The 24,811-nt window shown below is 62.1% G+C and carries 19 protein-coding genes and 1 pseudogene; 8 read left to right on the top strand and 12 right to left on the bottom strand.

From position 1 onward, the window contains the following. Nucleotides 1–21: 21 nt before the first annotated feature. Nucleotides 22–4,065 (bottom strand): autotransporter domain-containing protein, encoded by a 4,044-nt coding sequence (locus WDX12_RS01985; RefSeq protein ID WP_434723750.1) that lies wholly within the window; start codon nucleotides 4,063–4,065, stop codon nucleotides 22–24. Nucleotides 4,066–4,513: 448 nt separating this feature from the next. On the opposite strand from WDX12_RS01985, the pseudogene WDX12_RS01980 reads away from it, so the two are divergent. Next, a pseudogene (locus WDX12_RS01980) lies at nucleotides 4,514–4,742 on the top strand (sugar O-acetyltransferase); the annotation flags it as partial. Between the two features lie 18 nt (nucleotides 4,743–4,760). Here WDX12_RS01980 and WDX12_RS01975 read toward each other — a convergent pair. Beyond that, nucleotides 4,761–5,756 (bottom strand): helix-turn-helix domain-containing protein, encoded by a 996-nt coding sequence (locus tag WDX12_RS01975; RefSeq protein ID WP_434723749.1) that lies wholly within the window; start codon nucleotides 5,754–5,756, stop codon nucleotides 4,761–4,763. A gap of 126 nt (nucleotides 5,757–5,882) precedes the next feature. Here WDX12_RS01975 and WDX12_RS01970 point away from each other — a divergent pair, with 126 nt between their 5' ends. From WDX12_RS01970 to WDX12_RS01960, 3 genes are all read left to right on the top strand, one after another. Further along, nucleotides 5,883–6,524 carry a cysteine hydrolase family protein gene (locus WDX12_RS01970; RefSeq protein ID WP_434723748.1) on the top strand — a complete coding sequence of 214 codons (642 nt, stop codon included), beginning with the start codon at nucleotides 5,883–5,885 and terminating at the stop codon, nucleotides 6,522–6,524. 162 nt (nucleotides 6,525–6,686) lie between these two features. Then, on the top strand, nucleotides 6,687–6,902 hold the full coding sequence (locus WDX12_RS01965) for a hypothetical protein (protein ID WP_320293328.1): 216 nt from the start codon (nucleotides 6,687–6,689) through the stop codon (nucleotides 6,900–6,902). Between the two features lie 17 nt (nucleotides 6,903–6,919). Next, nucleotides 6,920–8,236, top strand: coding sequence for a hypothetical protein (locus WDX12_RS01960; RefSeq protein WP_434723747.1), 1,317 nt, complete (start codon nucleotides 6,920–6,922; stop codon nucleotides 8,234–8,236). Between the two features lie 66 nt (nucleotides 8,237–8,302). Here WDX12_RS01960 and WDX12_RS01955 read toward each other — a convergent pair whose 3' ends face one another. The 9 genes from WDX12_RS01955 to WDX12_RS01915 form a co-directional block, all read right to left on the bottom strand. Then, complete coding sequence (locus tag WDX12_RS01955) at nucleotides 8,303–9,982, bottom strand: formate--tetrahydrofolate ligase (RefSeq protein ID WP_434723746.1); 1,680 nt, start codon at nucleotides 9,980–9,982, stop codon at nucleotides 8,303–8,305. A 318-nt stretch (nucleotides 9,983–10,300) separates the two neighbouring features. After that, entirely contained in the window at nucleotides 10,301–11,425 is a 1,125-nt protein-coding gene (locus WDX12_RS01950; RefSeq protein WP_434723745.1) for a DUF2333 family protein, read from the bottom strand. Between the two features lie 102 nt (nucleotides 11,426–11,527). Continuing rightward, on the bottom strand, nucleotides 11,528–12,826 hold the full coding sequence (locus WDX12_RS01945; RefSeq protein WP_434723744.1) for a DUF6638 family protein: 1,299 nt from the start codon (nucleotides 12,824–12,826) through the stop codon (nucleotides 11,528–11,530). Between the two features lie 261 nt (nucleotides 12,827–13,087). Continuing rightward, nucleotides 13,088–14,998 (bottom strand): ATP-binding protein, encoded by a 1,911-nt coding sequence (locus tag WDX12_RS01940; protein ID WP_434723743.1) that lies wholly within the window; start codon nucleotides 14,996–14,998, stop codon nucleotides 13,088–13,090. Between the two features lie 2 nt (nucleotides 14,999–15,000). Then, a complete protein-coding gene (locus WDX12_RS01935) occupies nucleotides 15,001–15,846 on the bottom strand; it encodes a Fic family protein (protein WP_434723742.1) in 846 nt (281 codons plus the stop codon). After that, entirely contained in the window at nucleotides 15,839–16,984 is a 1,146-nt protein-coding gene (locus WDX12_RS01930) for a hypothetical protein (protein WP_434723741.1), read from the bottom strand. Before WDX12_RS01930 ends, WDX12_RS01935 begins: the two co-directional genes overlap by 8 nt. 136 nt (nucleotides 16,985–17,120) lie before the next feature. Next, a complete protein-coding gene (locus WDX12_RS01925) occupies nucleotides 17,121–18,209 on the bottom strand; it encodes a hypothetical protein (RefSeq protein WP_320293336.1) in 1,089 nt (362 codons plus the stop codon). 279 nt (nucleotides 18,210–18,488) lie between these two features. Further along, a complete protein-coding gene (locus WDX12_RS01920; protein WP_434723740.1) occupies nucleotides 18,489–18,875 on the bottom strand; it encodes a c-type cytochrome in 387 nt (128 codons plus the stop codon). Nucleotides 18,876–18,974: 99 nt separating this feature from the next. Next, the gene (locus WDX12_RS01915; protein WP_434723739.1) at nucleotides 18,975–19,832 is read right to left on the bottom strand and encodes a LysR substrate-binding domain-containing protein; all 858 of its coding nucleotides are present in this window, start codon (nucleotides 19,830–19,832) and stop codon (nucleotides 18,975–18,977) included. Nucleotides 19,833–19,932: 100 nt separating this feature from the next. Here WDX12_RS01915 and WDX12_RS01910 point away from each other — a divergent pair, with 100 nt between their 5' ends. Then, nucleotides 19,933–20,829 (top strand): DMT family transporter, encoded by an 897-nt coding sequence (locus tag WDX12_RS01910; RefSeq protein ID WP_434723738.1) that lies wholly within the window; start codon nucleotides 19,933–19,935, stop codon nucleotides 20,827–20,829. Between the two features lie 5 nt (nucleotides 20,830–20,834). Here WDX12_RS01910 and WDX12_RS01905 read toward each other — a convergent pair whose 3' ends face one another. After that, nucleotides 20,835–21,446: a thymidine kinase gene (locus tag WDX12_RS01905; protein ID WP_320293340.1), complete on the bottom strand. Its 612-nt coding sequence runs from the start codon at nucleotides 21,444–21,446 to the stop codon at nucleotides 20,835–20,837. A 232-nt stretch (nucleotides 21,447–21,678) separates the two neighbouring features. Here WDX12_RS01905 and WDX12_RS01900 point away from each other — a divergent pair, with 232 nt between their 5' ends. The 3 genes from WDX12_RS01900 (at nucleotide 21,679) to choV (ending at nucleotide 24,768) form a co-directional block, all read left to right on the top strand. Then, complete coding sequence (locus tag WDX12_RS01900; RefSeq protein ID WP_434723737.1) at nucleotides 21,679–22,614, top strand: choline ABC transporter substrate-binding protein; 936 nt, start codon at nucleotides 21,679–21,681, stop codon at nucleotides 22,612–22,614. 121 nt (nucleotides 22,615–22,735) lie between these two features. Continuing rightward, nucleotides 22,736–23,590 carry a choline ABC transporter permease subunit gene (gene choW / locus WDX12_RS01895; RefSeq protein ID WP_320293342.1) on the top strand — a complete coding sequence of 285 codons (855 nt, stop codon included), beginning with the start codon at nucleotides 22,736–22,738 and terminating at the stop codon, nucleotides 23,588–23,590. After that, the gene (gene choV, locus WDX12_RS01890; protein WP_320293343.1) at nucleotides 23,587–24,768 is read left to right on the top strand and encodes a choline ABC transporter ATP-binding protein; all 1,182 of its coding nucleotides are present in this window, start codon (nucleotides 23,587–23,589) and stop codon (nucleotides 24,766–24,768) included. The genes choW and choV overlap by 4 nt, the downstream gene beginning before the upstream one ends. Nucleotides 24,769–24,811: the final 43 nt, after the last annotated feature.

Genomic DNA, 24,811 nt, shown 5'->3' with positions numbered 1-24,811 from the left:
ATCGGTCCATCAAGATCGTTCTTAGAACTTGATGGTGAGATTTGTTTTGACCGTGTGGGCGTTGAAGCCATTGCCGATCTGCCCGTTGTGGGAAAGGCCCAGTTTGGCGTTCGTTGCCAGATCGACATCGAAACCAGCTTCAAACACCAGCGCATCTCTGGCAATCGGCAAGCCCCTGTTGACGAAGATGTCACCACCTTTGAAGGCAAGGGCGGCTTCCGGCGTCACGTGGCCGACGGCATGGCGCCAGCCGATCATGCCTGATGCCGTGGCTCTCGTGCCGCCAAGCGAGAAGTGATGCGAGGCGCGCAGGCCGAGTGTCGTCGTTGTGACATCGGTGGAACTGCCGGAACCGGACAGACCGTAGGGACCGGAGTTTGTCTCCGCGAAGCCGTCAGTGCTCAGATGCGTATAGGCGGCACCAACGAACGGTTCGAGGACCGCAAAGGCAGTATCGATCGTGTAGCCGGCTTCTCCAAAGATCTGCACGCTATCGCCACTGTAATTGGCTTGAGCGCTATATCCCGCGACACTGCGCGTTGTGTCGATGTCATGGCGGGCGTAGGCGGCACCGAAGCTGAGCCCAATCGCATCCCATCGCGTGCCGCCATAGACGCCGATCTGGTAGCTGTCGATGTTGGCAGAAGACGCCGCACCAAAGAGGGCGGTGTTAGCATAGCCGACCAGGAAGCCCAGCCGCCAGTCGTTGGCGATGAAGCCGTCGGTACCGGTGAGGAAGCCGCCGATCTTCCGGTCAAGTTCGGCAGCGTTGCCGTCGCTGCCGATACTTGCCCACGATCCGTAAGCCTGAGCCCAGTTGGTGGGGGCAATCCCGGTATCATTGCTGGCATCCGTTGCTGCCGTCGTGGTGACGATGCCGCCCAGCGTGGCGCGCACCCGGGCGCTGGCGGCATCACGCACAATGCGGCCATCCTCGATCAACACGCCTTTGAGCGAGGCGTGGATATCGCCCGACAGCGCTGCGAAGGTCGAAGCCGGGTCGTCATCGATCGTCGAAGCCAGGATCGCATCATAAATCGGATTGCCGGCACCAAGCGATTCGATGCCGCTTGCAGTCTCCTGCTGGTTGAAGGTGCGTCCGACATCGGCAAAGGCAACACGGTTGAGCGTCAGCGTGACATCACCGGGATGATAGGCGAGATCGGTGCCGATGAAGGTGTAGTAGGACTGCGCGCCCGCGAAGGTGCCCTCGACACCGCCTGCAGCGGTCAGGATAGTGTAAGTCTGGCCCACCAGCGTATCCATGACCGCCTGGGTGAGCACAGGCGCTTCCGGGATGACCATGACAACACCGCCGAGCAGCGTCGCTTTGCCGTCGACGGCAAGCTTGTCTGAATTGCCGTCCCCATCCACCTCGACCAGCAGGCTGCTGCCCTTCTCCAGTTTGGCGTCACCGCTGACCGAGAGCGTACCGATAGAATTGCCCGGCGATACCCAGCCGCCGTCCTTGGCCACCAGCGCCCCGACACGGCCGACACCGCCCAGTGTGCCGGCACTGTTGACGGTCACCGTCGACACAATCGAGCCGTCGAGCGCCAGCAGGCCACCATTGACCAACGTGTCGCCGCTATAGGTGCTGTCACCCGTCAGCCGCAGCGAGCCAGGTCCGAGCTTCAACAACCCGCCAGGTGTGTATGTCTTCGTTAAAAGGGCATCGATAACAGGTTGTGTTGCGTTGTATTCAGCAATGGCCGGGCCGACGCGTTCTACTGCGATATTTTCAGCCAGCTCGGCATCAGACGTGGTGGCCAGAAATTCGGCGTATTTTGCGGCTCCACTCCCGAAGTATTGCCAGAATCTATTCTCGATGCCTACGTTCAAGAACCTTCCATAAATCTCTTTGGCAACAGGATCAGCATCAACAGCAGCCAAGGCCGCTTTAAGCAGCTCACTCGGGTTAAACAAATCATCGCTCGTATTGGTAGCCGCAGCGAAAACCGCGTCGATTAATTGGCGTGCTGCAGGCATCGCACCAAGAATTGGGTCTCTGACGCCCGAGAGAATTTCGTCTGCCGAAGTTGCGTTTTCGATGCCGAGGGCGACTTTACGAAGATTCCAGGCTTCAATCCGGGCCTTGGCAGCGTCCGATTCATCGGTGATGTCGTTGTTCCATGTATCCGCGTTGCAAGATGAATGCTTTTTTTCACCCAGGGCAAAACCGACATCCCGGCAAACCGATCCGGGTTGCGTCGTCATCGCCGCCTTTTCGCCGGCCAGCTCGGCAATAAAAACGCCTCTGAGCACGGTCGGCCCATTCATGGCCTTGCGCATGTCTTCGACATCCCAGCCCATCCAGTCCTTAGCGCCGGAACCATCGACAAGATGATCCGCGCCGGGTTCGCCGCTGATATCGATAAATCTATGGCGGGATGTGTCCATCAGGACATCCATCGCCTGTTGTCCGTCGAAGTAGGGGAACCGGTCCCGCACCCAATAGGAGGAAAGTTCCTGCGAGATTGGAATGAGATTTTCCAGTCCCGCTGTCTCAACCGGAATGACCTTTCCGTCCGGACCCAGAATCTGGCCACGCCATGAAATCAACCCCATGACGGGGAAAGTCTTCGACATGCCGGCATTGATGAAATCGGACGACAATCCCTTCGCTGCCGAAATGTCGTTCCAGTTGGCAACGAAAAGCCCGTCCGGCAGAATGCCGGTGGCGACATACTGATCGATCGCCTTCTGAAACTGCCGCCCTGCCTCGGCTGGGTCCAATCCCTCCCGCGTGTAACCATACTGGCCCAGCGTCGGCACGAAATAGTAATAGGGCGTGACGAGGTCGACCCATTTGACATCTTTGTCTGTCATCGCGTTATCGTGCCAGTTTTCCAGAACGATATTTGGATTTATCCCGGCATATTTGCCTGAACTTTCAAAACTCCATGCGCGAATAGAATTGAAGCCATCCGGATTTGCATCGGATTTCGCGATCCTGTCATAAAGTAGGTTCAGATACTTCGTTGTTTGGCCAGCTGAGTTATCCGATTCATCACCGCCGAGATGAAAAACACCTGATTTGAACCAAGGTCGGAACTCATTGATGACGCCAACCACATAATCGGCGACGACCTGGAGTTTCTCGTCACTGCTAATATCGAAGGCGCCGTACGTACCACCAAGCCATGGCAGGTCGGGATTGTCCTGGTTGAACGCCCTCGAATGGCCGGGCGTGTCGATTTCCGGAATGATTGTCACCCCATATCGCGCGGCGGCCTCTTCAAGCCTGGCCCAGTCCTCCTTCGTGTAAAACTTGCCATCCGGCGGCGTCAGTCCCGGATAGTTGTCACTCTGGAGACGGAAATATCCGAATGCATTCCCATCCGGCGTCCGTGCATTGTCATTCAAATGAAGATGAAGCTCATTGAGCTTGTTCAGGCTCATCTTTTCCATATAGCCGATAATCTGATCGACGGGCATGAACAGGCGGCCGACATCCAGCATGACCTCCCGGCTCTCGAACGCCGGAAAGTCCAGCCCGGTCCCGCCGGCGATCGTATCATGCCGGCCAACGGACTTGCCGTCCGCCAACAGAAGCTGCGTGATCGTTTGCATGCCCCGCAGCGCGCCAAGGCCGGCATTGTATTTGATGGTCAGGCCGTTTTCCCCGGACTGGAACTGATAGCCTTCGTTCAGTAGGTTGTTGCCGATGTCCTTGCTGACAGTGCCCTTGCTCCCCATCGCTGTCAGCGTCAGCGTATCGGCCTGATCCGCCAGGCTTTGCCGGGTAACAAAAATATCATTCTTGCCCGGCGTGCCAACAACGACATCCAGTTGCAGGCCCGTGGCATAGCGCAGGTTTTGAACCAAGCCGCGTGGAGCCGTCAGCGTTTCCATCAAGGCAGCGTCGTTGACATCCAGGACGATGCGGCTCGTGCTGTCCAGTTTGAAATCGGTATCGCCCCTGGCAATTTGCTGGAACGCACTGGTCAATTGCTTGTCGGAAACCTGGGCCTGCGCCGGTGACAGGGCAGTCGTAGCCAGTAGCGCGGGACAGAGACCGATCCGCAGAGCACGCGATAAACCACGTAACTTTATCTGATTCATAGCATTCCCCCTGTTGTTTTTGACCGTCGAGCGCCCATTGGGCGAGATGCGCCATTGACGCGCATTGGGCGTTATTTCTTTACGCAACCTCAAAAAAGTGGTATTGAATTGGTAGCGTCAATTTTGCAACTTAAGGTAAAGAAGACATCAATCACGTGCACATTTCAAGCGTTTTCTCGTGATTGTTCGAAGATTCTGCGAAATTTTAGCTGTTTGGAGGCGCGGATAGATACCACTTGTCCAAAATATAATACCACTTGGCCAGAGGTGGTTTGCGCATCTTGAAAGGCAGAAACAGAGGCCTTCTGCATTGAACCGGGGCGGCGTCACCGCTCCACTCGCGAATGCGCCCCGAGGGCAATCCGCTTGTGGCGCAGCGGGTGATGTCGGCGGCCGATGAGCACATAACGGTCATCGAACCCAGCCCGCATCGGCAGGGGCACGTCGCTTGCAGATCTATTGCGCCGAGCATCACAAGGAGGCCGCAGGCGGGCTGGCGGGACAGGAGATCGCCAGGCCTTCGAGATCGGCGACAATCTTGGATCGGCGGCAGCGCGCTCATCCTTCGCGGCGTCAGGATCGGCGAGGGCGCCATCGTCGGCGCGGTGGTGACGCGCGACGTTGCCGACAACCGCACGGTCGTCGGCGATCCGGCGCGGCCGACAATGGGAGGCTGAGCAAATCGTCCTGTCGGATCAGCGCGAGGAAGCGCGGGCGCGGCGCTCGCCTGGACCACCTCGCCTTGAGAATTCGCGCCGATATTGCAAGGGCGAGGTCCTGAGCCTTGCGGCGAAATGCTGGCGCAGCGACGTGGCGCTGCCGAAGCCGGCTTCGAAGGCCACCATGTCCATCGATTTGTCCGTCTGCTCCAGCAGCCTCTGCGCCAGTGCCACGCGCTGGTCGGCGAGCCAGTCGCCGAAACTGGTGCCGATCGAGTTCTGGAAGCGGCGCGTGAAGGTGCGGCGCGTGAGGCCTGCCATGTCGGCGACGCTGTCGAGACTGTGCGTTTCGCCGAGCGTTGCCCGCACCTGGTCGAGAGCGCGCGTGAACCGGTCGGCGTTCGGCGTCGGCGCGACCGGGCGCTCAATGAACTGCGCCTGGCCGCCTTGCCGGTGCGGCGAGAGCACGACATGGCGGGCAAGGCGAAGGGCGGCTTCCGCGCCGTAGCGGGCGCGCACGATGTGCAGGCAGCAATCGAGCCCGGCGGCGACGCCGGCGGAGGTGATGATGTCGCCATCGTCGACATAGAGCACGTCGGCATCGATCGCGAGGTCGGGATGCAGCGCTTGCAACCGGTCGGTATAGGCCCAGTGGGTGGTCGCCTTGCGTCCGGCCAGCAATCCGGCGCCGGCAATGGCGAAGGTGCCGAGGCACAAGCCGACGATCAGCGCGCCGCGCCGATGCGCGCGTTGCAGCGCCTCCTTGAACGGCGCGGCCAGAGGGGCCTCGAGATCCTTCCAGCTCGGGACGATGACGATGTCGGCCTCGTCGAGCGCCGAAAGCCCATACGGCACGATGATGCTCAGTCCCGCATCGGTATGAATGGGTCCCTCCTCCATCGCGCAGACGCGGAAGTCGAACCGCGGCAGCCCAAGCTTGGTTCGATCGGCGCCGAACACCAGGCACGGCACGGAGAGGTGGAACGGGCTGATGCCGTCGAAAGCGACAGCGGCGATGATCGGGTTCCTCATGGCAAGCATTGATCCGTTGAGAGCTGATTGTCCCAATTCTTTCGAATGATGTCAATCGGGCCACTTTCTCGACCTAAAACATCCGCCTAGCTTTGCGCCATCAACCCGGTCGAAAGGAAAACCGCCATGTCAGCACCAGCCACCCAGCCACGCCGCGCGCTTGTCGTCGTCGATGTCCAGAACGACTACAATGGCGGCAATCTCGCCATCCAGCATCCGCCGTTCGCCGAGACCGTCGCCAATGTCGCGCGCGCCATGGATGCCGCCGCGGCGGCGGGCATCAAGATCGTCGTCGTCAAGCAGATGGCGCCCGAGACCTCGCCGATCTTTGCCAAGGGCAGCCATGGTGGCGAGCTGCATCCCGAGATCGCCAGGCGCGGCCGCGACCACTATGTCGAAAAGACGCTGCCTTCGGCCTTCACCGGCACGGATCTCGAAGCCTGGCTGCGCGCCAACGCCATCGATACGATCGCGGTCGTCGGCTACATGACCCACAATTGCGATCTGTCGACCATCATCCACGCGGTGCATATGGGCTTTGCCGTCGAGTTCCTTTCGGATGCCAGCGGCTCGGTGCCCTATGCCAACAGCGCCGGCTACGCGTCGGCCGAGGACATCCACCGCGTGGTGAGCGTCGTCTTGCAGTCGCGCTTCGCCGCGGTGCTGAAGACCGCCGGCTGGATCGATTGCCTGAAGACCGGGGCCCTGCCTGAACGCGACACGATCTACGCTTCGAACCAGCGTGCCTTGCAGCGGAACGCCGCCTAGCTCGAACCGCTTCGAACGGGTAGGCGCCGCCAGGATGCGGCGCCTTTTTGTTGGCGCGCCAACTATCCAGGCAGAGCGTGAGCCATTTCACGGACGTCGCTCCGGTATTTTCCGAAAGTCGCCACGCATGTGAGTAAGCGCGGTTGGCTTTTGGGGGCTGGATTGAAGGCGCGCGTTGCACGAACCCTGGTCGTTCTGGCTCTCGCCGTCGGCGCGGCGGTGCTGCCGTGGCCCGCTCTCGCGCAAGTTCCGCCGCACGCGCCGGGGACGATCTGCATCACCCAATTCTTCTGGTGCTGGGCGCAGCCGCCCGGGCCGCCCGGCTATCCCTGCGGGTGCCCGTCGCAATATGGCTTCGTGCCGGGTTATCTGGGCTAGTCGTCGGAGGGGACGCGATGACGACGACATCCCACGATCCTCTCGTCTCCGGCTTGCTTGCCGATGCCAAGCTGGTTGCCGGCTACGGCCGCTACGGGGTGTTCAAGGACAGCGCGCTCTTCGCCGCCATCGGCGATGCGGAAAAGCTCAATGATGCGACGGCAAGCCAGCCCGAGGTCGTCAAACTTCAGACGGTACTCAACGACTGCTCCAACACCGTGCCGTTTTCCACCCTGGCTGCGCTCCGCACTGGCTGGTCGCCCGGCGACATGTCGCGGCGCTCCGCGCTCGCGACCTACTTTCTCATCGCCCTGTCGGTGACGATGATGATCGTCATCGGCAAGCTGACCTATGTCTACAACAGGGGCGTTTCGATCAACACGGAGCTGCAGGAGATCGACAACAACGAGTTCAGTGCTCGGTTCGGGCAGTCGATCCGGCAGGTCTGGGCGACGAAGAAGCAATTGAGCTCGGCCACCGCCAAGCAGGCGTCGACGACCGACCTGACGCTTCTGAAGGATGCCTATTACAATTCCGTCGACAGCCTGCATTCGCTCGACCAGCGGTTCTCCTCGCTGCTGGTGCGGGCGCAGGGATTCATGACGCAGGAGGCGCCCTTTCCGCTCTGGGGCATGCAATGGGCCTATTGCAAGCTTTCGGCTTCGGCGGCCAAGGCAGGGGCGCCGCTTGATTTCTCGAACCCCAGGCAGGTGGCCATAGACCAGTTCTGCGGCCAGCAAATCGCGCTGGCGCAACAGCAGAGCGGTGCCGAAAACAGCCAGCCGCTCAAGCAGTCGGATTTCGACTGCAAGAACAACGGCAACATTCAAGGCGGCATGCAAGTCGTCAGCGCCACCGGCACCGCCGGCCAGGCCGAAGATGTGAACGCGGATTTCGACGCGGCGACACGCGATCTGCAGTGCGAAGGCGTCATCACCATCACGCCGAATTCGATTTCAACGCTGACACTGCAGGCCAAGACGCTGAGCGAAGTCCTCAGCCCCTATGCGCTGTGGATTCTGCCCGCGCTTTACGGCGCGCTTGGCGGCATCATGTTCCACATGCGCATGATCCTGAACCCGCTCCTGCCCAATCCGCCGCTGTCGCGGCTCATTCACCGCATCGCGCTCGGCGGGCTTGCCGGCATGATCCTCGCCTGGTTCATGGCGCCCGGCACCAAGCTCGGCGGCGAGGTCACCGGCATAGGCTTCAGCCTGTTCACCTTCGCTTTTCTGTTCGGCTTCAGCCTCGATATCTTCTTCGCCATCCTCGACCAGTTCGTCTCGATGTCGGTCGCCGGCATCAAGAAGTTCGGCTCGCCTACGGTGGCGTGAAAAGCTGGCGAAACAAAAGGGCGCCGCGATGATGCGGCGCCCTTTTTCCGTTCAGGTCAGTCTGGCTTAGAACAGGCCTTCGATCTGGCCGGCTTCGTTCAGGAAGATCTTCTCCGACGACGGCTTGCTTGGCAGGCCCGGCATGGTCATGACCTCGCCGCAGATGATGACGACGAAGCCGGCGCCGGCTGAAAGCCTGACCTCGCGCACCGGCACGGTGTGGCCGGTCGGCGCGCCGCGCAGGTTCGGGTCCGTCGAGAAGGAGTACTGGGTCTTGGCCATGCAGACCGGCAGGTTGCCGTAGCCGGCCTGCTCCCAGGCGTGCAACTGGTCGCGCACCGACTTGTCGGCGATCGCCTCGTCGCCGCGATAGATGCGCTTGACGATGGTGTTGACCTTGTCGAACAGTGGCATCTCATCGGGATAGAGCGGCGAGAACTGCGAGGCGCCGGATTCGGCGATCTCGACGACCTTCCTGGCGAGGTCCTCGATGCCGGCCGAACCCTGCGCCCAGTGCTTGCACAGGATCGCCTCGGCGCCCTGCGCCTTGACGAAATCCTTCATCGCCTGGATCTCGGTGTCGGTGTCGGTGGTGAAGTGGTTGATCGCCACCACCGCCGGCACGCCGAACTGCTTCACATTCTCGATGTGGCGGCCGAGGTTGAGACAGCCCTTCTTGACCGCCTCGATGTTTTCCTTGCCGAGGTCTTCCTTCTTGACGCCGCCGTTCATCTTCATGGCGCGTACGGTGGCGACGATAACCGCCGCCGACGGCTTCAAGCCTGCCTTGCGGCACTTGATGTCGAAGAATTTTTCGGCGCCCAGATCGGCGCCGAAGCCGGCTTCGGTCACCACATAGTCGGCGAGCTTCAGCGCCGTCGTGGTGGCGACGACCGAGTTGCAGCCATGCGCGATGTTGGCGAACGGGCCGCCATGCACGAAGGCCGGATTGTTCTCCAGCGTCTGCACGAGGTTGGGCTGCATGGCGTCCTTGAGCAGAACCGCCATGGCGCCGTCGGCCTTGAGGTCGCGGGCAAAGACCGGCGACTTGTCGCGACGATAGGCGACGATGATATCGCCAAGGCGCTTTTCGAGGTCCTTGAGGTCGGTGGCGAGGCACAGGATCGCCATCACTTCCGAGGCGACGGTGATGTCGAAGCCCGCTTCGCGCGGATAACCATTGGCGACGCCGCCGAGCGAGCAGATGATCTCGCGCAGCGCCCGGTCGTTCATGTCCATGACGCGACGCCAGGCGACGCGGCGGGTGTCGATGCCGAGTTCGTTGCCCCAGTAGATGTGGTTGTCGATCAACGCCGAAAGCAAATTATGCGCCGTCGTGATGGCATGGAAGTCGCCGGTGAAGTGGAGGTTCATGTCCTCCATCGGCACAACCTGCGCGTAGCCGCCGCCGGCGGCGCCGCCCTTGACGCCGAAATTCGGGCCGAGGGAGGCTTCGCGGATGCAGACGATCGCCTTCTTGCCGATGCGGTTCAGGCCGTCGCCAAGGCCGACCGTGGTGGTCGTCTTGCCTTCGCCGGCAGGCGTCGGGTTGATGGCGGTGACCAGGATCAGCTTGCCGTCCTTGTTGCCCTTCACCGACTTGATGAACTCGGCCGAGACCTTCGCCTTGTCATGGCCATAGGGCAGCAGATGTTCGGTCGGGATGCCGATCTTGGCGCCGATCTCCTGGATTTGTTTCTTCTTCGCGGCGCGGGCGATCTCGATGTCGGACTTCACTTCGGCCATGACGGCTTTCCTCTGGATTGGGCGGTGGAAGGGACGGTTTTGATCAACTGTGCATGTTCGAACGCCGCACGGGCGCAGGGATATTTTCTAACCCTGTCGCGGCCTGGGCGTCAACTTTCATGCAACTATGTTTCCTGTAAAGAAAGAATATTGCTGTTCCCGGCTCGGCCCGCTTCGGGTCATCGGCGCCCGGTCGCTTGCGGCGTATAGAAGCCAGAGCGGGGGCCGCTTCGCCGTCTCAAAACAGCCGCCTAATACGCGAAAAGCGACAGAGGCGACGGCGCAAATCCGCCATCGCCGTCTTTGGCGAAGAGGCCGCTACTGCGTCAGCACGTTGCTGATCTCGACCATGTTGGAGCGCACACGCAGGATGTAGAAGCCCATCGTCGTCAGATGCGTCGGCAACAGCCAGCCATCCTCGCGGCCATTGGCGATGATGAAAGGCTGGATGCGCAGCGCCGAGACGAATTGCTGGTCCATCGTGTCCCACAGGCTCTGCAGGTGCTTCTCCTTGATCACGTCCTCGAAGTCGGCCTGGGCGCCCTTCATCAGGCCGTAATAGGCGTAGAGCTGGCCATAGGCGAACCAGAAGCGGTCGTCGGCGCGGGTGTCGAACCAGCCATTGTTGTGGTTCTCGGCGCGCTCCTTGAGGATCGCCGAGGTCGAGCCGATGTCCGAAGCGATGCGGTCGATATATTGCTTCAGATTGTCGGCGCGGGCGTCGAAGGTCGCCTGGCAAGTGGCAAGACGGGCGTTGAAGGAGCGCAGCTTGCGCACCGCGTCGCGATAATAGCTCGGCGTCGGCGTCTTGGGTCCGAACGGATTAAGACCGAAATACCAAGTGTACTCGTCGAACTGCAGATTGCCGCGCGCATCCTGCAGGTCGGCGTCGATCTGCGAGGTGGTGCGCACGCGGCCGAGGTTGTCGGCAAGCTCGGTCGCGGTGCGCCGCACCGCCTGGTTGATGCCGCGCTGGAAGGAGGCCTTGTTGTCCATCCACGGCGTGTCGTCCCAATCGATGCCGAACAGGCCGAGCTTGTAGAGGATCATCGAGGAGATCCAGGCATTCTGGTTGACGTTGAAGTCCGTCAAATCGGCGGCGACCTGCGCGATCGCCGAATTGCCGCAGGTCTTGGCCGTATCGGTGCCGCTGCCAGCCGCGACCTGCTCGCCGGCCGACACGTTGCGCGTCTCGAACGTGTAGGTGTCGGGATAGTTCGGGTTGAAATTGTTCCACCACTGCGTGGCGTAGAAGAAATTGGCGTAGAGGCCGATCAATACCAGAATGGCAAGGCCGACCACCGCCTTGAGAATCCAGCCGCGCTGTCCGTACCAGCGGCCGACCCACATGAACGGCCACAGGATGACGCCGATGACGAAGCCGATGCCGCGGCCAATCCACTGGAATATCCGGGTGAAGAAGTTCACGATCGGGTCGAGCATGGCTGTGGCACCCCCTTAGCATGATGCCAAAAAGTTGCAGACTTTTTGGACAACATCATGCGCCAAACAAAAAGTTAGAACGAAATGACGGTTCATTTCGTTCTAGTCAGTCAGGCCGTAAAGGCGCGCGCGGAACGCCACCTTGTCCTTCAGATATGTGGTTTTCAGAACGTCCACAACATGGCTTCGCCAGGCGTCGCTGAAGCCGTCATAGTCCTTGTAGAAACCCGGCTTGTTGAAGACGTAGCGCGAAACGAAGTCCTGCGGCACGAAATCCGAGATCAGCTGGTTGGTCAGCCAGGCATCGGGATGATCGGGCTTGGCGCGCACGACCAGGAAGCGCTGGCGCGGCGCCACGTCCTCGATCTTGAGATGACCGAACTGGGCGATCTCGCGCTTGGCGGCGTTGAGGAAAGGGAAGTTCCCGTCCTGGGCGATCAGGTCGGCATGGCCGTGGATCCAGGTCTGCAGCCAGACCTTGTCGACGTCGGTCAGGTTGCGATTGGGCTCGGCATCGCGGATCAGCGCCCGCACCACCATTTCGGCGCGATGTTCGAGATAGCCGGAAGCTTCGATCCAGGAGGCGCGCGGCAGGTCGAGGCGTCCGGTGGCGGCAAGGAATCGGAACACCTTGTCGGCGTCGTTAATCGACAGATAGCTGACCTGCCAGGGTCGCGAGCGGCGGAAGCCGGGAGCGGCCGGGTCGCAGATGACCGTCGTCATGTCGGGGTCGACGAAGACATAGAGCCCGCCGAAATGGCTGGTCCAGTAGGCGTTGTGGCGGAAGATGACCTGATCCGGCACCAGCGCGTTCTCGCGGATGTCGCCGCAGACCTTGGCAAGATCGACCATGCGCTCAAGCATGGCGTTGTCGCGCCAGGCGTCGGGCTCCTGCTTCAGCCGGTCGACCAGCTTGCCGAGCTCTGCCGCCTTGCCCAGCACGTCCTCGGCCGACAACACCTTGAACTCGACCTGGTTGATCGACAGCAGGTCCTCAATGTCGTTGACCTTGGGGACCGAGTCCTCGATCTCGCCGTAGATCACGTCCTTGATGGTCAGCGCGTCGATGGCACGCTGGTTCTTCGACATGAACTCGAACATCAGCTGCGAGGTGTTGGAGAAGGCGGTGTGCACCACCGGCAGGTCGATCTGCGACGGCGTCAGGATGATGAAGCGGCGGTTGACCTCGTTGGGGTCGAGATAGTCATAATCGCCACACTCCTCGGCGATTTCGGGCGAGAAGCCGGTGCGGTCGATCTGGAAGCTTTTCAGCTTCGTCGGTTCGAGGCCGAAGGCGGCAAGCGCCTTGTTGTAGCGCTGGATAAGATGCGACTCGTCGATGGTGAGCAGCCGGCCGTAGATCAGCTCGTTGTCGCGCAGGAGGTCGGGCTTTTTCTTCACCTGTCCTTCTCCCCGTTCACGGGGAGAAGGTGCCCGAAGGGCGGATGAGGGGCGGCGCAGCCTTCCCTTCTCCCCTTGTGGGAGAAGGTGTCGCCGAAGGCGACGGATGAGGGGTGTTCCAGGGAACGCGAGCGCCTCACTCCGCTGGAGCACCCCTCATCCGTCTCGGCGCTGTCGCGCCGATCCACCCCACGGGGGCGAGCCACGGGTCTCGCCCCGTCCTTCGGACCCCACAAGGGGAGAAGGGGGCGTTGGCGCAGCTCACGCATTCCACAGCCCCTTCTTCTTCATCTCCTCCATCTCGCGTGCCGCTCTCTCGCGCAGCCTTGCGTCGCGCAGCAACTTCTCCACCGCGGCATCGTCGGACTTGTCGGAATAGCGGAACTCGGAATCGGCGTAGCGGTTGATCTCCTGCATGACCATGTCCATCGAGAACGGACCGCGCAGTTCCTCGATCATCGCCTTCTTGTCGTCGTAGCTCTTGTGCATGAAGGCTTCCGGCTTCTCGAACCAGTCGTCCGGCAGCTCGATATCCATCGCGCGCATCTTGATGGCGTCGGTAACGTTCTTGATCGCGCGGCCGGTGAAGCGCGGCTCGGCGTCCTTGATCATGTGCAGGTAGGTGCCGACATCGGCCATGGTCTTCGGCGCGCCATTCTCCTTCATGTAGCGCTCATAGACCTTCATCAGCCCGTCTTCCTGCGGCTTCTCGTGTTCTTCATAGGCTTCGCTCACCGCACGCTGGATCTCCTGCGCGGCATAGAGCTCGTGCTTGCCCAGCGGGATCTCGTGGTTCTTGCCGGCGAGCAGCACGAAGATGTCGATGTAGTCGTCGCGGGTCTGCGGGCCATCGACCAGCCAGCGCGCGCCGGCGCGCTGGCGCAGCGCATCGTCGACATTTTCGGGATAGTTGGAAAACATGCCGAAGGAGCAGTTGCCGCGCACGACCGTCGAGGCGCCGGCGAAGGCATCCATCAGCACACCGGTAATCTCCTGCTGGCCGGCCGATGCGCGATCGTCGGAACGGCGCGCAGCCACCTGGTCGATGTCGTCGATGGTGCCGAAGCCGATGACGCGCGGATTGAGTACGTTGTTGATGAACTGGCGGCAGTTCTGGCCCGACTTGCCCTGGTAGGACGAGATCTGGTCGACGCCGAAATTCTCGTAAGCAAAGGGATAGCCGGCGATCTGACAGTAGCCGTTGACGAGGCCGGCGATCATCTGGATCAGTGTCGTCTTGCCGGTGCCCGGCGCGCCGTCGCCGATGAAGGTGAAGAGGAAGCCGCCGAGCTCGACGAAGGGGTTCAGCTCGCGCTCGAAATCATAGGCCATCAGCATCTTGGCCAGCCTGACCGACTGGAATTTGGCGATGTGGTTGCCGACCACCTCCTCCGGTTTCTTGAAGGTCATCACCAGCGGCTTGGATCGCTTGCCGGGCGCGACGTCGAAGCCGTCGAGGGTGAAATCGTCGACATCGATGCGGATATGCGCATTCTCGAACGGGCCGATGCCGTCGAAGCGACCTTTTCGCGCAAGCAACCCGTCGATGGCGACGCGGGCGAAGGCGTGAGCGCGCGTCATCAGGTCGGCGTCGTCCTTCGAGCCGGCGATCGCCTTGTCGAGACCGGCGACGATCGACTTCGCCGCGTCCTGCGGGGTGTCGAACAGGAAGTCGGGCTCGGGACTATCGTTCGGCGCCTCGCCGTCGCTGTCTATCAGCTGGAAGAGATAGGAGGCGAAACTGAAGGCGGAGACGTAGGCCGACGCCGAGAGAAGCTTCTTGAAGGTGGCCGCCTCGTCGCCCTCCAGCGGCGCGCGCGCATTTTTCGCCTGCAGGCTTTCAAGGTCGGAGCCTTCGGCGAAGACGTCGGATATGGCGAGCGCGATCGCCAGGCCGCGGCGGGCGCGGTAGAGCAGCGTGTGCTGCGGGATCGTCATCAACTGGTCGTCGGGATGGATGGCCGCGACCGTCTTCGAGAGCTCGACCTCGCGCGTGCGGCGCACTGAACCGACCGACACCGTCGAGACGAAGCGGCGGTTGGTGCCGGCAAGCGCGGTGCCGGATTCGCGCGAGGGATCCTCCAGCACGACGATGCGGGTGATGAAGCTCTGCGCGGTCGCGCGGTGCTTTTCGATTGCGGCTTCCGAGATCGTGGTCAGCCCGGTGTCCATGATCAGCTCCTCATCGGAATTATCTTGCCGGCACCGACGGACGGATCGCGAGCTTGATGCGCGGCATCGAGATAGAGGTCCAGCGTTTGGTCCAGCCTTTCGAAAAGCAGCCTGTCGAAGGCTGCATGACCGCCGCCGCGCTGGTCGATTTCAAGCGCCGCGATGTAGGCAGGGCGATCTTCGGGGCGGATTGCCACGGGCGGATAGCCGGCGCGCGCCAGCACAAGGTTCATCAACAGCCGCGCCGTGCGACCATTGCCGTCGTTGAAGGGATGAATGCCAACCAGCCGCCGATGGGCCTCGAAGGCGGTTTGCGGCTTATTGCTTGCCGCGCCAAGCCAGCGGGAGAAAGCTTCCATCAGCGCGGGCACTTCGGTTGGCGTCGGGAAATTGTGAACACCGGCATCGGTGTTCACATAACGGGCGCGATCGGCGTAGCGGCCGGCGATCTCCGGCCTGGAATTCGCGACGACCAGGTGATGCAGGTTGCGGATGTCCGCCTCGATTATCGCAGCGTCGCGTTGGGTAGCGATTTCCAGCACCCAGTTCAGGGCCCGCGCATGATCGACCGCCTCGAGATGGTCCTTGAGGGGCTTGCCGCTGATCGTGATGCCTTTCTCAAGGACCAGGGCGGTCTCGCCCGCGCTCAGCGTGTTGCCCTCGATCGCGTTCGACGTATAGGTGATGTCAATCCGCTGGGTGTGCTCCAAGCCATCCAAGGCACCCGGGCGAGCTTTCTTTTTTAGAGCGTCAAGCTCTCTTTTCTTGGCGAAAACTCTGCCTGCTGGTGTCATTTTTCGCACCTCGCTCGCGCGCCGCGCCTCTGGCCGTGCAAGCATCTCATACATCGCTGATGACCTGTCCGTTGGACAGGATGTGGACCTTGTAACCGGAAAAGATCTTCTGCGCCTCGCCCGCGGCATAGAGCGCCTGATAGGCCTCATGCGGGATCAGCGCGTGGTTCTCGTAGCTCGACACGCCTTGGCGCGCTGCTTCGAGATCGTCGGTGTTGATGTAAAACTCCTGCGTCGTCTTTTCGCTGGAGAACAGGCCCTTGCGGCCCGGCTTCTCGCTCTTGGAAAAGACCTCCTGGATGGTCCAGGTGAGCAGCCAGGCGTTCTCCGGCTTGCGCACCTTGGCCAGCACCTCGGCCACGGTCGAATTGTTGTCGGTGATGCCGGCCGAGTAGAAGGGCCCCAGCACGACGCGCCGCAGCTGCTTGGGATGCAGCGGCTCGAAATCCTTGTCGAGATTGACCGCGATCGTCGCCGGCGACAGCGTATAGGCCGAATTCTTCTCGGTGAAGTCGTCGAAGCGGTGTGCGAGCTCCGGGTTGAGCAGGCCGTCGACGGGGAGCGGGATATCGACCCGCTCGTTGAGCTTGCCGTTCACGTCGACCAGCTGGCGCACCATGCTGTCGGAGGAATCCTCGACTGTCACCATATAGACCAGCGGCAGGTTGGCGCTGCCGTCGAAAGAGGCCCAGTGCACCAGGTAATAGGGCCGCATGGTCTTCGGGTTGACCGAGACCTTCGCCGTCTGCGCCAGGGTGAACGGGCCGAAGGTCGCCTCGCTCTTGACGTCCTCCAGATAGAGCCGCTCCGCCATCGATTTCTGCAGCGCCTCGGGAAACTCCTTGTGGCGCAGGATGAAGTCGGCCATCTCCTCGCGCAGCTCACCGGCCTGCGGGATGTTGGCCAGCCGGGCATCGGCCTGCTGGCGGTCATTTTGCAATTCGAGCAGGTTCTGAAAAACGGGATAGCCGCTCTCGGCGCGCGAAATGCGGAACGTGTCCATGAAGCCGAGCCGGTTGCGCCAGCAGGCAAAGGACTTGTCCAACCGCGCGATATACTCCGCGACGATCCTGGCGACGATGCCGTGCCGGTAAAGCGGCGAGCGGTCGTCGCGCATGAACACTTCCAGCCCGCTCAGCGCCGCCGTGATAGCGGAGAAATAGCGCGCCGCCGCGTCGTTCTCAGGTGTCATGAGGCTGCCGTGGAAATGAAATCAGCGGCGCCGCCCAGGCAGATATTCGTGGGGTACCCCACGAATATCTGCCTGGGTTCCTTTGTTTTTCGCAGGTTCTGACCGCAAAACCGTGGGACACTTTTGCGGAACCTGCTTAGGACTGCACGTAGTTGGCGGAATTGTGCTTCTTCATCACATCGTCGAAGCGGCGGGCAAAGGCATCGTCGGCGAGCTTCTTGCGGCGCTGGATGTCGGCTGAAGCCACCATGTTCTTCTCGTGCATTTCGAGCAGATCGCCGATGTGTTTCTGCGAGGCGGCGCCGATGCCGGCCATGGTTTCCTCGGCGGTGTTGTCGACCTGGCTGCCCAGCGTGTTGATCTTGTGGGCGACGTCCTGCTGGGCTGCGGTCTTCAGCGAATCTTCGAGCGCCTTGTACAGGACGATGCGCTGCTCGGTGTCGATGGTCAGCTTGTTGATCAGCGTCGACTGCGCGGCGATCTGGTTGTTGAGCGAATCGACGAAGGTCTGGAACATCGAGGTGTAGCGCTCCAGCGTCTGGCTTTCGGCCAGCAACTCCTGCTCCTTGGCCTGCTTTTCGTTGTATTCGGTCGCCATCTTCGAGCGATCGCCCTCAAGCTCGGTGCGCTCCTTCTGGGTCGTGGAGGCGGCGATCTTGTTTTCGATGTCGAGAAGCTGCGGGTTCAACTCCTCAATGCGCTTCTGCACCGCCTCGAGGTTGGACATGGTCACCTTGCGGCGCTCGATCACCTGCGACAGGCTGGCCTCCGAGGTCTTGTAGCGCTGGTCGAGGACCTGCTTCTGCGCCTTCAGGATGCCGACGATGGTGTCCGACTTCGCCAAAAGCTCCTGCAGGTTGCCGGCCAGCGACATGTTGCGGACGCGGTCGGTGCGCATGCGCTGCTTGCGCTGCGCCGAGAAGACGCCGACGAAGTTTTCCCAGCCGGTGTAGTTCTTCATGCTTTCGAATTCGGCGCCGAAGACATTGGTGGCGTCCTCGAGCCCGATGATCAGGTCGGCGATGTTGCCTTCCATGACCTTCTGCTGCTTCAGCACGTCCTCGATGCGGGCGTTCTCGATGTCGAAATTGGCGTCGCCGATCTTCTTGTCGGCTTGAGCGAGCGTGTCGAGCACGGTGCCGGACTGCTCGATCTTGGTGCGCATGTCCTGCACGACCTGCTTGGTCTTGGCAATCTCGGCATCGAAATTCTGCAATGTCGCCATTGGGGCCTCCCGCTTCGGCATCCGTTTCCGTGTCGTGGCGGCGAATATATGTGGGGCTTCAAGGGATTGAAAGAAGGAAGACAAGGAGATGCGTCAAAACAAAAGAATTGGCTAGGTGCTTGAAAGGCAAGGCAAGCATGCGCATGGCGCCTAGTCATGCGCACCACCATCAAACAGCTTTAGCTGATATGCCTTAGGTCTTGTTTTTGCGAACGGCCAAGGTCATGAAACAACGTCGGCAAATGTCTTGCGGCGGCGATGCCGGTTTCACGGGGTCGATCAGGGCTTGGGGTCGGCCTTGAGATAGGCGATCACGTTGGCGATGTCGTCATCGCTGGTCAGGCCGGTGAAGGCCATTCTGTTGCCTGGAACCTTCTGTTTGGGCGCCTTGAGATATTGAGCGAGGTTGGCGTCGTCCCAAACGAGGCCCGCGGCGCCGGCATCCTTCATGGCTTGCGAATAATGGCTCGCGAAGCTCTCAGCGGAGCCGGCCTTGCGGCCGACGACGCCCATCAGATGCGGGCCGACCTTGTCGCGGTCGCTTGCCGCCTCATGGCAGGCGATGCAGCGGTTGAAGACCTTCTTGCCAAGCGCCGCGTCGCCATCGGCATGCGCGGCAAGGCCGCCGGCGAGCAGGAAAAGGGCGGCGCAGATGGCTCGAAACATGACGGGGTCTCCGGCTGGTTCTGGCTGACGACAGAAAATAGGGCGCGGGCCTTAACAAAGATTGCGCGTGATCCGGCCGCCTCGTCCAGATAGCCGCAATCAAGCCTGTTGGGCCAGGTCGCGGCGCAGGAAGTCGTTCAGCCGCTCGACAGCCGGCGTCGTCGACAACGGGTTGCGCAAGATGCCGATCTCGAGGTCCGGCAGCACCGGCAGCCCTTCATTGGCGCCGATGATGCGCAGCGACGGAGGCACGCTTCGCTGCGCCAGGCCGGCGACCGCGAGCCCGGCCTGCACCACGGCGACGAGGCCAAGCAGGGAGGCGCTGGAATAGGTGCAGCGATAGGACCTGTCGGCATCGCCAAGCGCCTGCAGGACGTTCATCCGCGCCGCACAGCCCGGTTCGAACAGGGCGACGGGCAGGGGATCGGCCTGCCAGGCGACGTGGTTCGGCGAGGCGACCCAGACGAAGCGCTCCAGCCGGATCACGTCGAGCGGCTGGTCCGGCAGACGGGTGACGATCGCCAGGTCGAGCCGCCCTTCGGCCAGGGTTTTCACCAGGGCGGTCGATTGCTCGCAGACGAGCTCGACAGTCACCAGCGGGTGTTCCTCGGCAAAACGCGACAGCACCGGCGGCAGCAGAAAGGCGGCGTAGTCGTCCGGCACGCCGAGGCGAACGCTGCCGGTTTCCTTCGGCCGGGTGACGCTCGCCCAGGCCTCGTCGGAGAGTTTCAGCAGCCGGCGCGCATAGATGAGGAAATCCTCTCCGGCCGCGTTGGGCGTGACCGTTCTCGGCCCACGCACCAGAAGCTGGTTGCCCACCGTCTCTTCCAGCCTTTGCATCTGCATGCTGACCGCCGATTGGCTGCGGCCAACGCGAGGTGCTGCGCTGGACAGACTGCCGCTTTCGACGACGGCGACGAAGGTCTTCAGCAGGTTGAGGTCGAGGGGAGCGGCCATGGTGCTATCAGCATATCGAATAGGTCATCACAAATCTATTCGCTTGCTTGAGATCGCTGCAAGTGGCCAGATGGATTTCGACCCGCCGGAGAGCCTTGCGATGAGAGGCATATCGATCGACCGTTTCCCCGCCGCGACGCTTGCGCTGGCAATGGTGATTGCCGGCACGGTCGGCGCCTTCGTGACGGAATCGGGACAGCATCCGGTCACTGTCGTCTTCTGGCGATGCGTGTTCGGCGCCATATTCCTGGCCGCATGGTGCCTGCTGCGCGGCTACCTGCCGGATCGGACGCTGGCCTTATCGCGGCTTGCCCTGGCGGCACTCGCCGGCGCTTGCATGGTGCTGAGCTGGACGGCCTTCTTCGCCGGCTTCGCCATGACATCGATCGCAACCACGACGATCGTCTACCATGTGCAGCCGTTCTTCGTGGTGCTGCTTGGCGTTGCCTTCCTCAAGGAACGCATCTCGCTCGACCAGGTTCTGTGGATGCTCGGCGCGTTGCTTGGCGTCGTGCTGGCCAGCGGCCTGGTCGTCACGCGGGACCATGCCGACCCGAAATGGGCGCTTGGCATCGCGCTCACGCTCGGCGCCGCCCTGCTTTACGCGGTGGCGACGATTCTCGCCAAGGGTCTCGGACGGCAGCGCGCCGAGGTCACGGTGCTTTGCCAGACGCTGGTCGGGGTCGTGATGCTCGCCCCGTTCGCCGATATCGGTCATCCCATGCCGCCGGCATCGTGGGGCTGGCTGGCCGGGATCGGCATCCTGCATACGGGCATCGCCTATGTGCTGATGAACTCGGCCTTCCCGCGCCTGACGACGCCGGTGATCGGCATCCTCACCTTCATCTATCCGGTCGTTGCCATCATCATCGACTGGGCTTTGTATGCGCATCCGCTCCGGCTGGCGCAGGCTGCCGGCATGGCGCTGATCGCGCTGGCGACACTCGGCGTTCGGCTTGGCTGGCGGTTTCCGACACGGCGCGTCTCGGCTGCCTGAAACCTTCAGGCCCGGACAAAGCCGATGAAGTCGTCTGGCGCGGCCCGACCCATCTCCTCTTCCCAATGCCTGCGGCAGAGCGAGACATAGACATCCTTGCCGATCGCAACCTGGTCGCCCTGCTTCGCCACCTTGCCGTCGGGCCCCAAGCGCACCACCATCGTCGCCTTGCGGCCGCAGCGGCAGATGGTGCGCACCTCGCGCAGGTCGTCGGCGATGGCGAGCAGCGCCCGCGAGCCGGAGAACAGATTGCCCTGGAAATCGGTGCGCAGGCCGTAGCACATGACCGGAATGCCCAGACGGTCGGCGATGCGGGCGAGCTGCCAGACCTGCTCTTCCTCGAGGAACTGCGCCTCGTCGACAAAGATGCAATGCACCGGAGCGTGTTGGTGATGCTCGGTGACCCTGGCGTAGAGGTCGTCGCCGTCTCTGAACATCTCGGCCTCGGATTCGAGACCGATGCGCGACGAGATCAGCCCGTTGTCGCCCTTGCGGTAGTGGCCGGCGACGAACAGCATCGTCGACATGCCGCGTTCGCGATAGTTGTAGGACGCTTGCAGGAGCATCGTCGTCTTGCCGGCGTTCATCGTCGCGTAGTGAAAGTAAAGCTTGGCCATGTCGCCCTTCTAAGCCCACATGTCGGCGCACGGGGAGGGGGGCGCCGGCTCCGTCCACCAAAAACTGGATGTCGTTCAAAACCCCGTCATGTCGCTTAATGACCAGCGCGCGCCGTTCATCGCGATGTCGAACCGCTTGAAACAACATCAAAATGGTGTTTGGCTGACGAAACAAGGCGGGCGCAAGAACCGTAACTTCGCATCGCCTCGGAATCTTAATGGGAGAAAGTTCATGTCGCGTATGAAATCTTTCGTCGCAGGCCTCGGCCTCGCGGCGCTTCTGACCACGACCGCCGCTTATGCCGGCGACCCGGCGAGCTGCAAGGCGGTTCGGCTCTCCGATGTCGGCTGGACCGACATCCAGGCCACCACGGGGCTGGCCTCGGTGCTGCTTACCGCGCTCGGCTATGAGCCGCAGACGATCCAGCTCTCGGTGCCCGTGACCATGGCTTCGCTAAAGAACAAGGACCTCGACGTCTTCCTCGGCAACTGGATGCCGTCGATGACCAATGACATCAAGGACTACACCGCAGACGGCTCGGTCGAGACGATCAGCACCAACCTGACCGGCGCCGGCTACGGCATCGTCGTACCGACCTATGTCGCGGATGCCGGCGTCAAGTCGCTGACCGATCTCGGCAAGTTCAAGGATAAGTTCAACGGCAAGATCTACGGCATCGAGGCCGGCAATGACGGCAACCGCATCATCCTCGACATGATCAAGAACCCGAAGGACAATCTCGAAGGCTTCGAACTGGTCGAGTCGTCGGAAGCCGGCATGCTGACGCAGGCCGAGCAGTCGATGAAGAACAATGAGTGGATCGCCTTCCTCGGCTGGACGCCGCATCCTGTGATGGGCGCCATGAAGATCACCTATCTCGACGGCATGGGCGACAGCGGCTTCGGCGCCGCCACCGTCTACACCAATGTGCGCAAGGGCTACACCACCGAATGCCCGAACGCCGGCAAGTTCATCGCCAACCTGAAGTTCAATCTCGACATGGAAGGCGAGATGATGGACGCGATCCTGAAGGGCGGCGACGCCCAAACGGTGGCGAAAGACTGGCTGAAGAAGCATCCCGACGCCGTCGCGCCCTGGATTGCCGGCGTCACCACCTTCGATGGCGGCGACGCGGCGGCAGCCGTCAAGACCGCGCTTGGGAGCTGAGCCGGCTTTGAGTCCGGAATGATCATCCGGAAGAGGGCAGCCAGATAGAAAAGGCTGCCCTTTTTCTTATCCTGTGAGAAGATGACCGTACGGAAAGCGCGGCGAAGCCGAGAGGGGAAAGATGGATCCGATTTCGAAACTCCTGACCGACTACAAGATCCCCATCGGGCCGTGGGGCAAAGCCTTCTTCGGCTTCCTGACCGACAATTTCGACACCATCTTCCGGGCGTTTTCAAACGGGCTGAATTTTATCCTCGACGGGGCGGTGGACCTTCTGCTGATGGTGCCGCCAGTGCTTCTGGCGCTGGTCATCGCGATCATCGCCTGGCTGCTGCAGCGTTCGCGGCCGCTCGCCATCGGCGTCTTCCTCGGCCTGATCTTCATCATCAACCAGAACCTGTGGAAGCAGACGGTGCAGACACTGGTGCTGGTGGTTGCCGCCGCCGCCATGGCCATGGCCATCGGCGTGCCGCTTGGCATCTGGGCCGCGCACAAGCCGAAGGTCTACCGGGTCATGCTGCCGGTGCTCGACCTGATGCAGACGCTGCCGACCTTCGTCTACCTGATCCCGGTGCTGACGCTGTTTGGCCTCGGCAACGCGCCCGGCCTGATCGTCACCATCATCTTCGTCATCCCGACAGCCGTGCGCCTCACGCATCTCGGCGTGGTTTCGGTGCCCAAGGCGATCGTCGAAGCCGGTGAAGCCTTCGGCGCCACCAAGCGCCAGCTTCTGTGGAAGGTGGAGCTGCCGTCGGCGCTGCCGACCATCATGGCGGGCCTGACGCAATCGATCATGCTGTCGCTGTCGATGGTGGTGTTCGCCGCCCTGATCGGCGCCGGCGGCCTCGGCACGGAAATCAACCGCGCGCTCGGCTCGCGCCGCATCGATCTCGGACTTGAGGCCGGACTTGCGATTGTCGTGCTTGCTATCGTGCTCGACCGGATGACCCGCATCGGCGTTGGAGGCAAGAAATGACCGTCGCGGTTGACTTCAAGAACGTCGATATCGTCTTCGGGGCCGATCAGGCCGGTTCGCTGGCGATGATCGACAAAGGCGCTACGCGTGCCGAGATACTCGAAAAGACCGGCAACGTGCTGGGTTGCGCCGGCGCCAGTCTCACCGTGCATGAGGGCGAGATCTCGGTGCTGATGGGCCTCTCCGGCTCCGGCAAGTCGACTCTGCTTCGGGCCGTCAACCGGCTGAACGTCGTGTCGCGCGGCCAGGTGCTGGTCAAGGACGGCGACCGCACCGTCGATGTCGTCACCTGCGACGAGGCGACCTTGCGGCGGCTGCGGCAGAAGCAGGTGGCCATGGTGTTCCAGCAGTTTGGCCTGCTGCCCTGGCGCACGGTCGAGGAAAATGTCGGCTTCGGGCTCGAGCTTGCAGGCGTGCCGGAGGCCGAACGCAAGGCGCGGGTGCAGAAGCAACTGCAGTTGGTCCATCTCGACCAATGGTCGAAAAAATACGCCCATGAGCTTTCGGGCGGCATGCAGCAGCGCGTCGGTCTCGCCCGGGCCTTCGCCACCGAGGCGCCGATCCTGTTGATGGACGAGCCGTTCTCTGCCCTCGACCCGCTGATCCGCACCAAGCTGCAGGATGAATTGCTGCAGCTCCAGGCCGAACTGAAGAAGACCATCATCTTCGTCAGCCACGACCTCGAGGAGGCGCTGAAGATCGGCAGCCACATCACGATCATGGAGGGCGGCCGCATCGTCCAGACCGGCGCGCCGGAAGACATCGTGCTGCGCCCCGCCAACGACTATGTCCGCGACTTCATCGCCAACGTTAACCCGCTCTCGGTGCTGACGGCGTGGAACGTGATGCGCGACCGGCGCGATCTGGAGCACGGCGAGGACGGCTGGGTGTGGCTTGACCGGCGCAAGACGACGCGCTTCAAGATCGACGAGCATGGCCTGGTGGCCGCGGCCGAGCGCGACGGCAAGCCGGCGGTGTGGGTCTCCTGCGCTGATGTCGAGCGCCAGCCGGAGGAGGGGGCCCAGGTGTTCTGGGCCAACCCCGGCACGCCGCTGAAGACGGTGATGCTCGCCATGCATCGCTCGCAGACGGCGCCGGTGGCGCTGTTCGACGAAGGCTCGCGTTTCGTCGGCTCGATCGGCATCCGCGACGTGCTGAGCGCGGTGCTGCGGCGGTAGGCTTCTTCGCGGGTCGTTCAGCCCCGTCCAGGCGTTTTGCCCG

This window comes from Mesorhizobium sp. RIZ17, assembly GCF_051127865.1.
Lineage (GTDB): Bacteria > Pseudomonadota > Alphaproteobacteria > Rhizobiales > Rhizobiaceae > Mesorhizobium > Mesorhizobium humile.
This window is presented reverse-complemented; position numbering and strand designations above follow the sequence as displayed.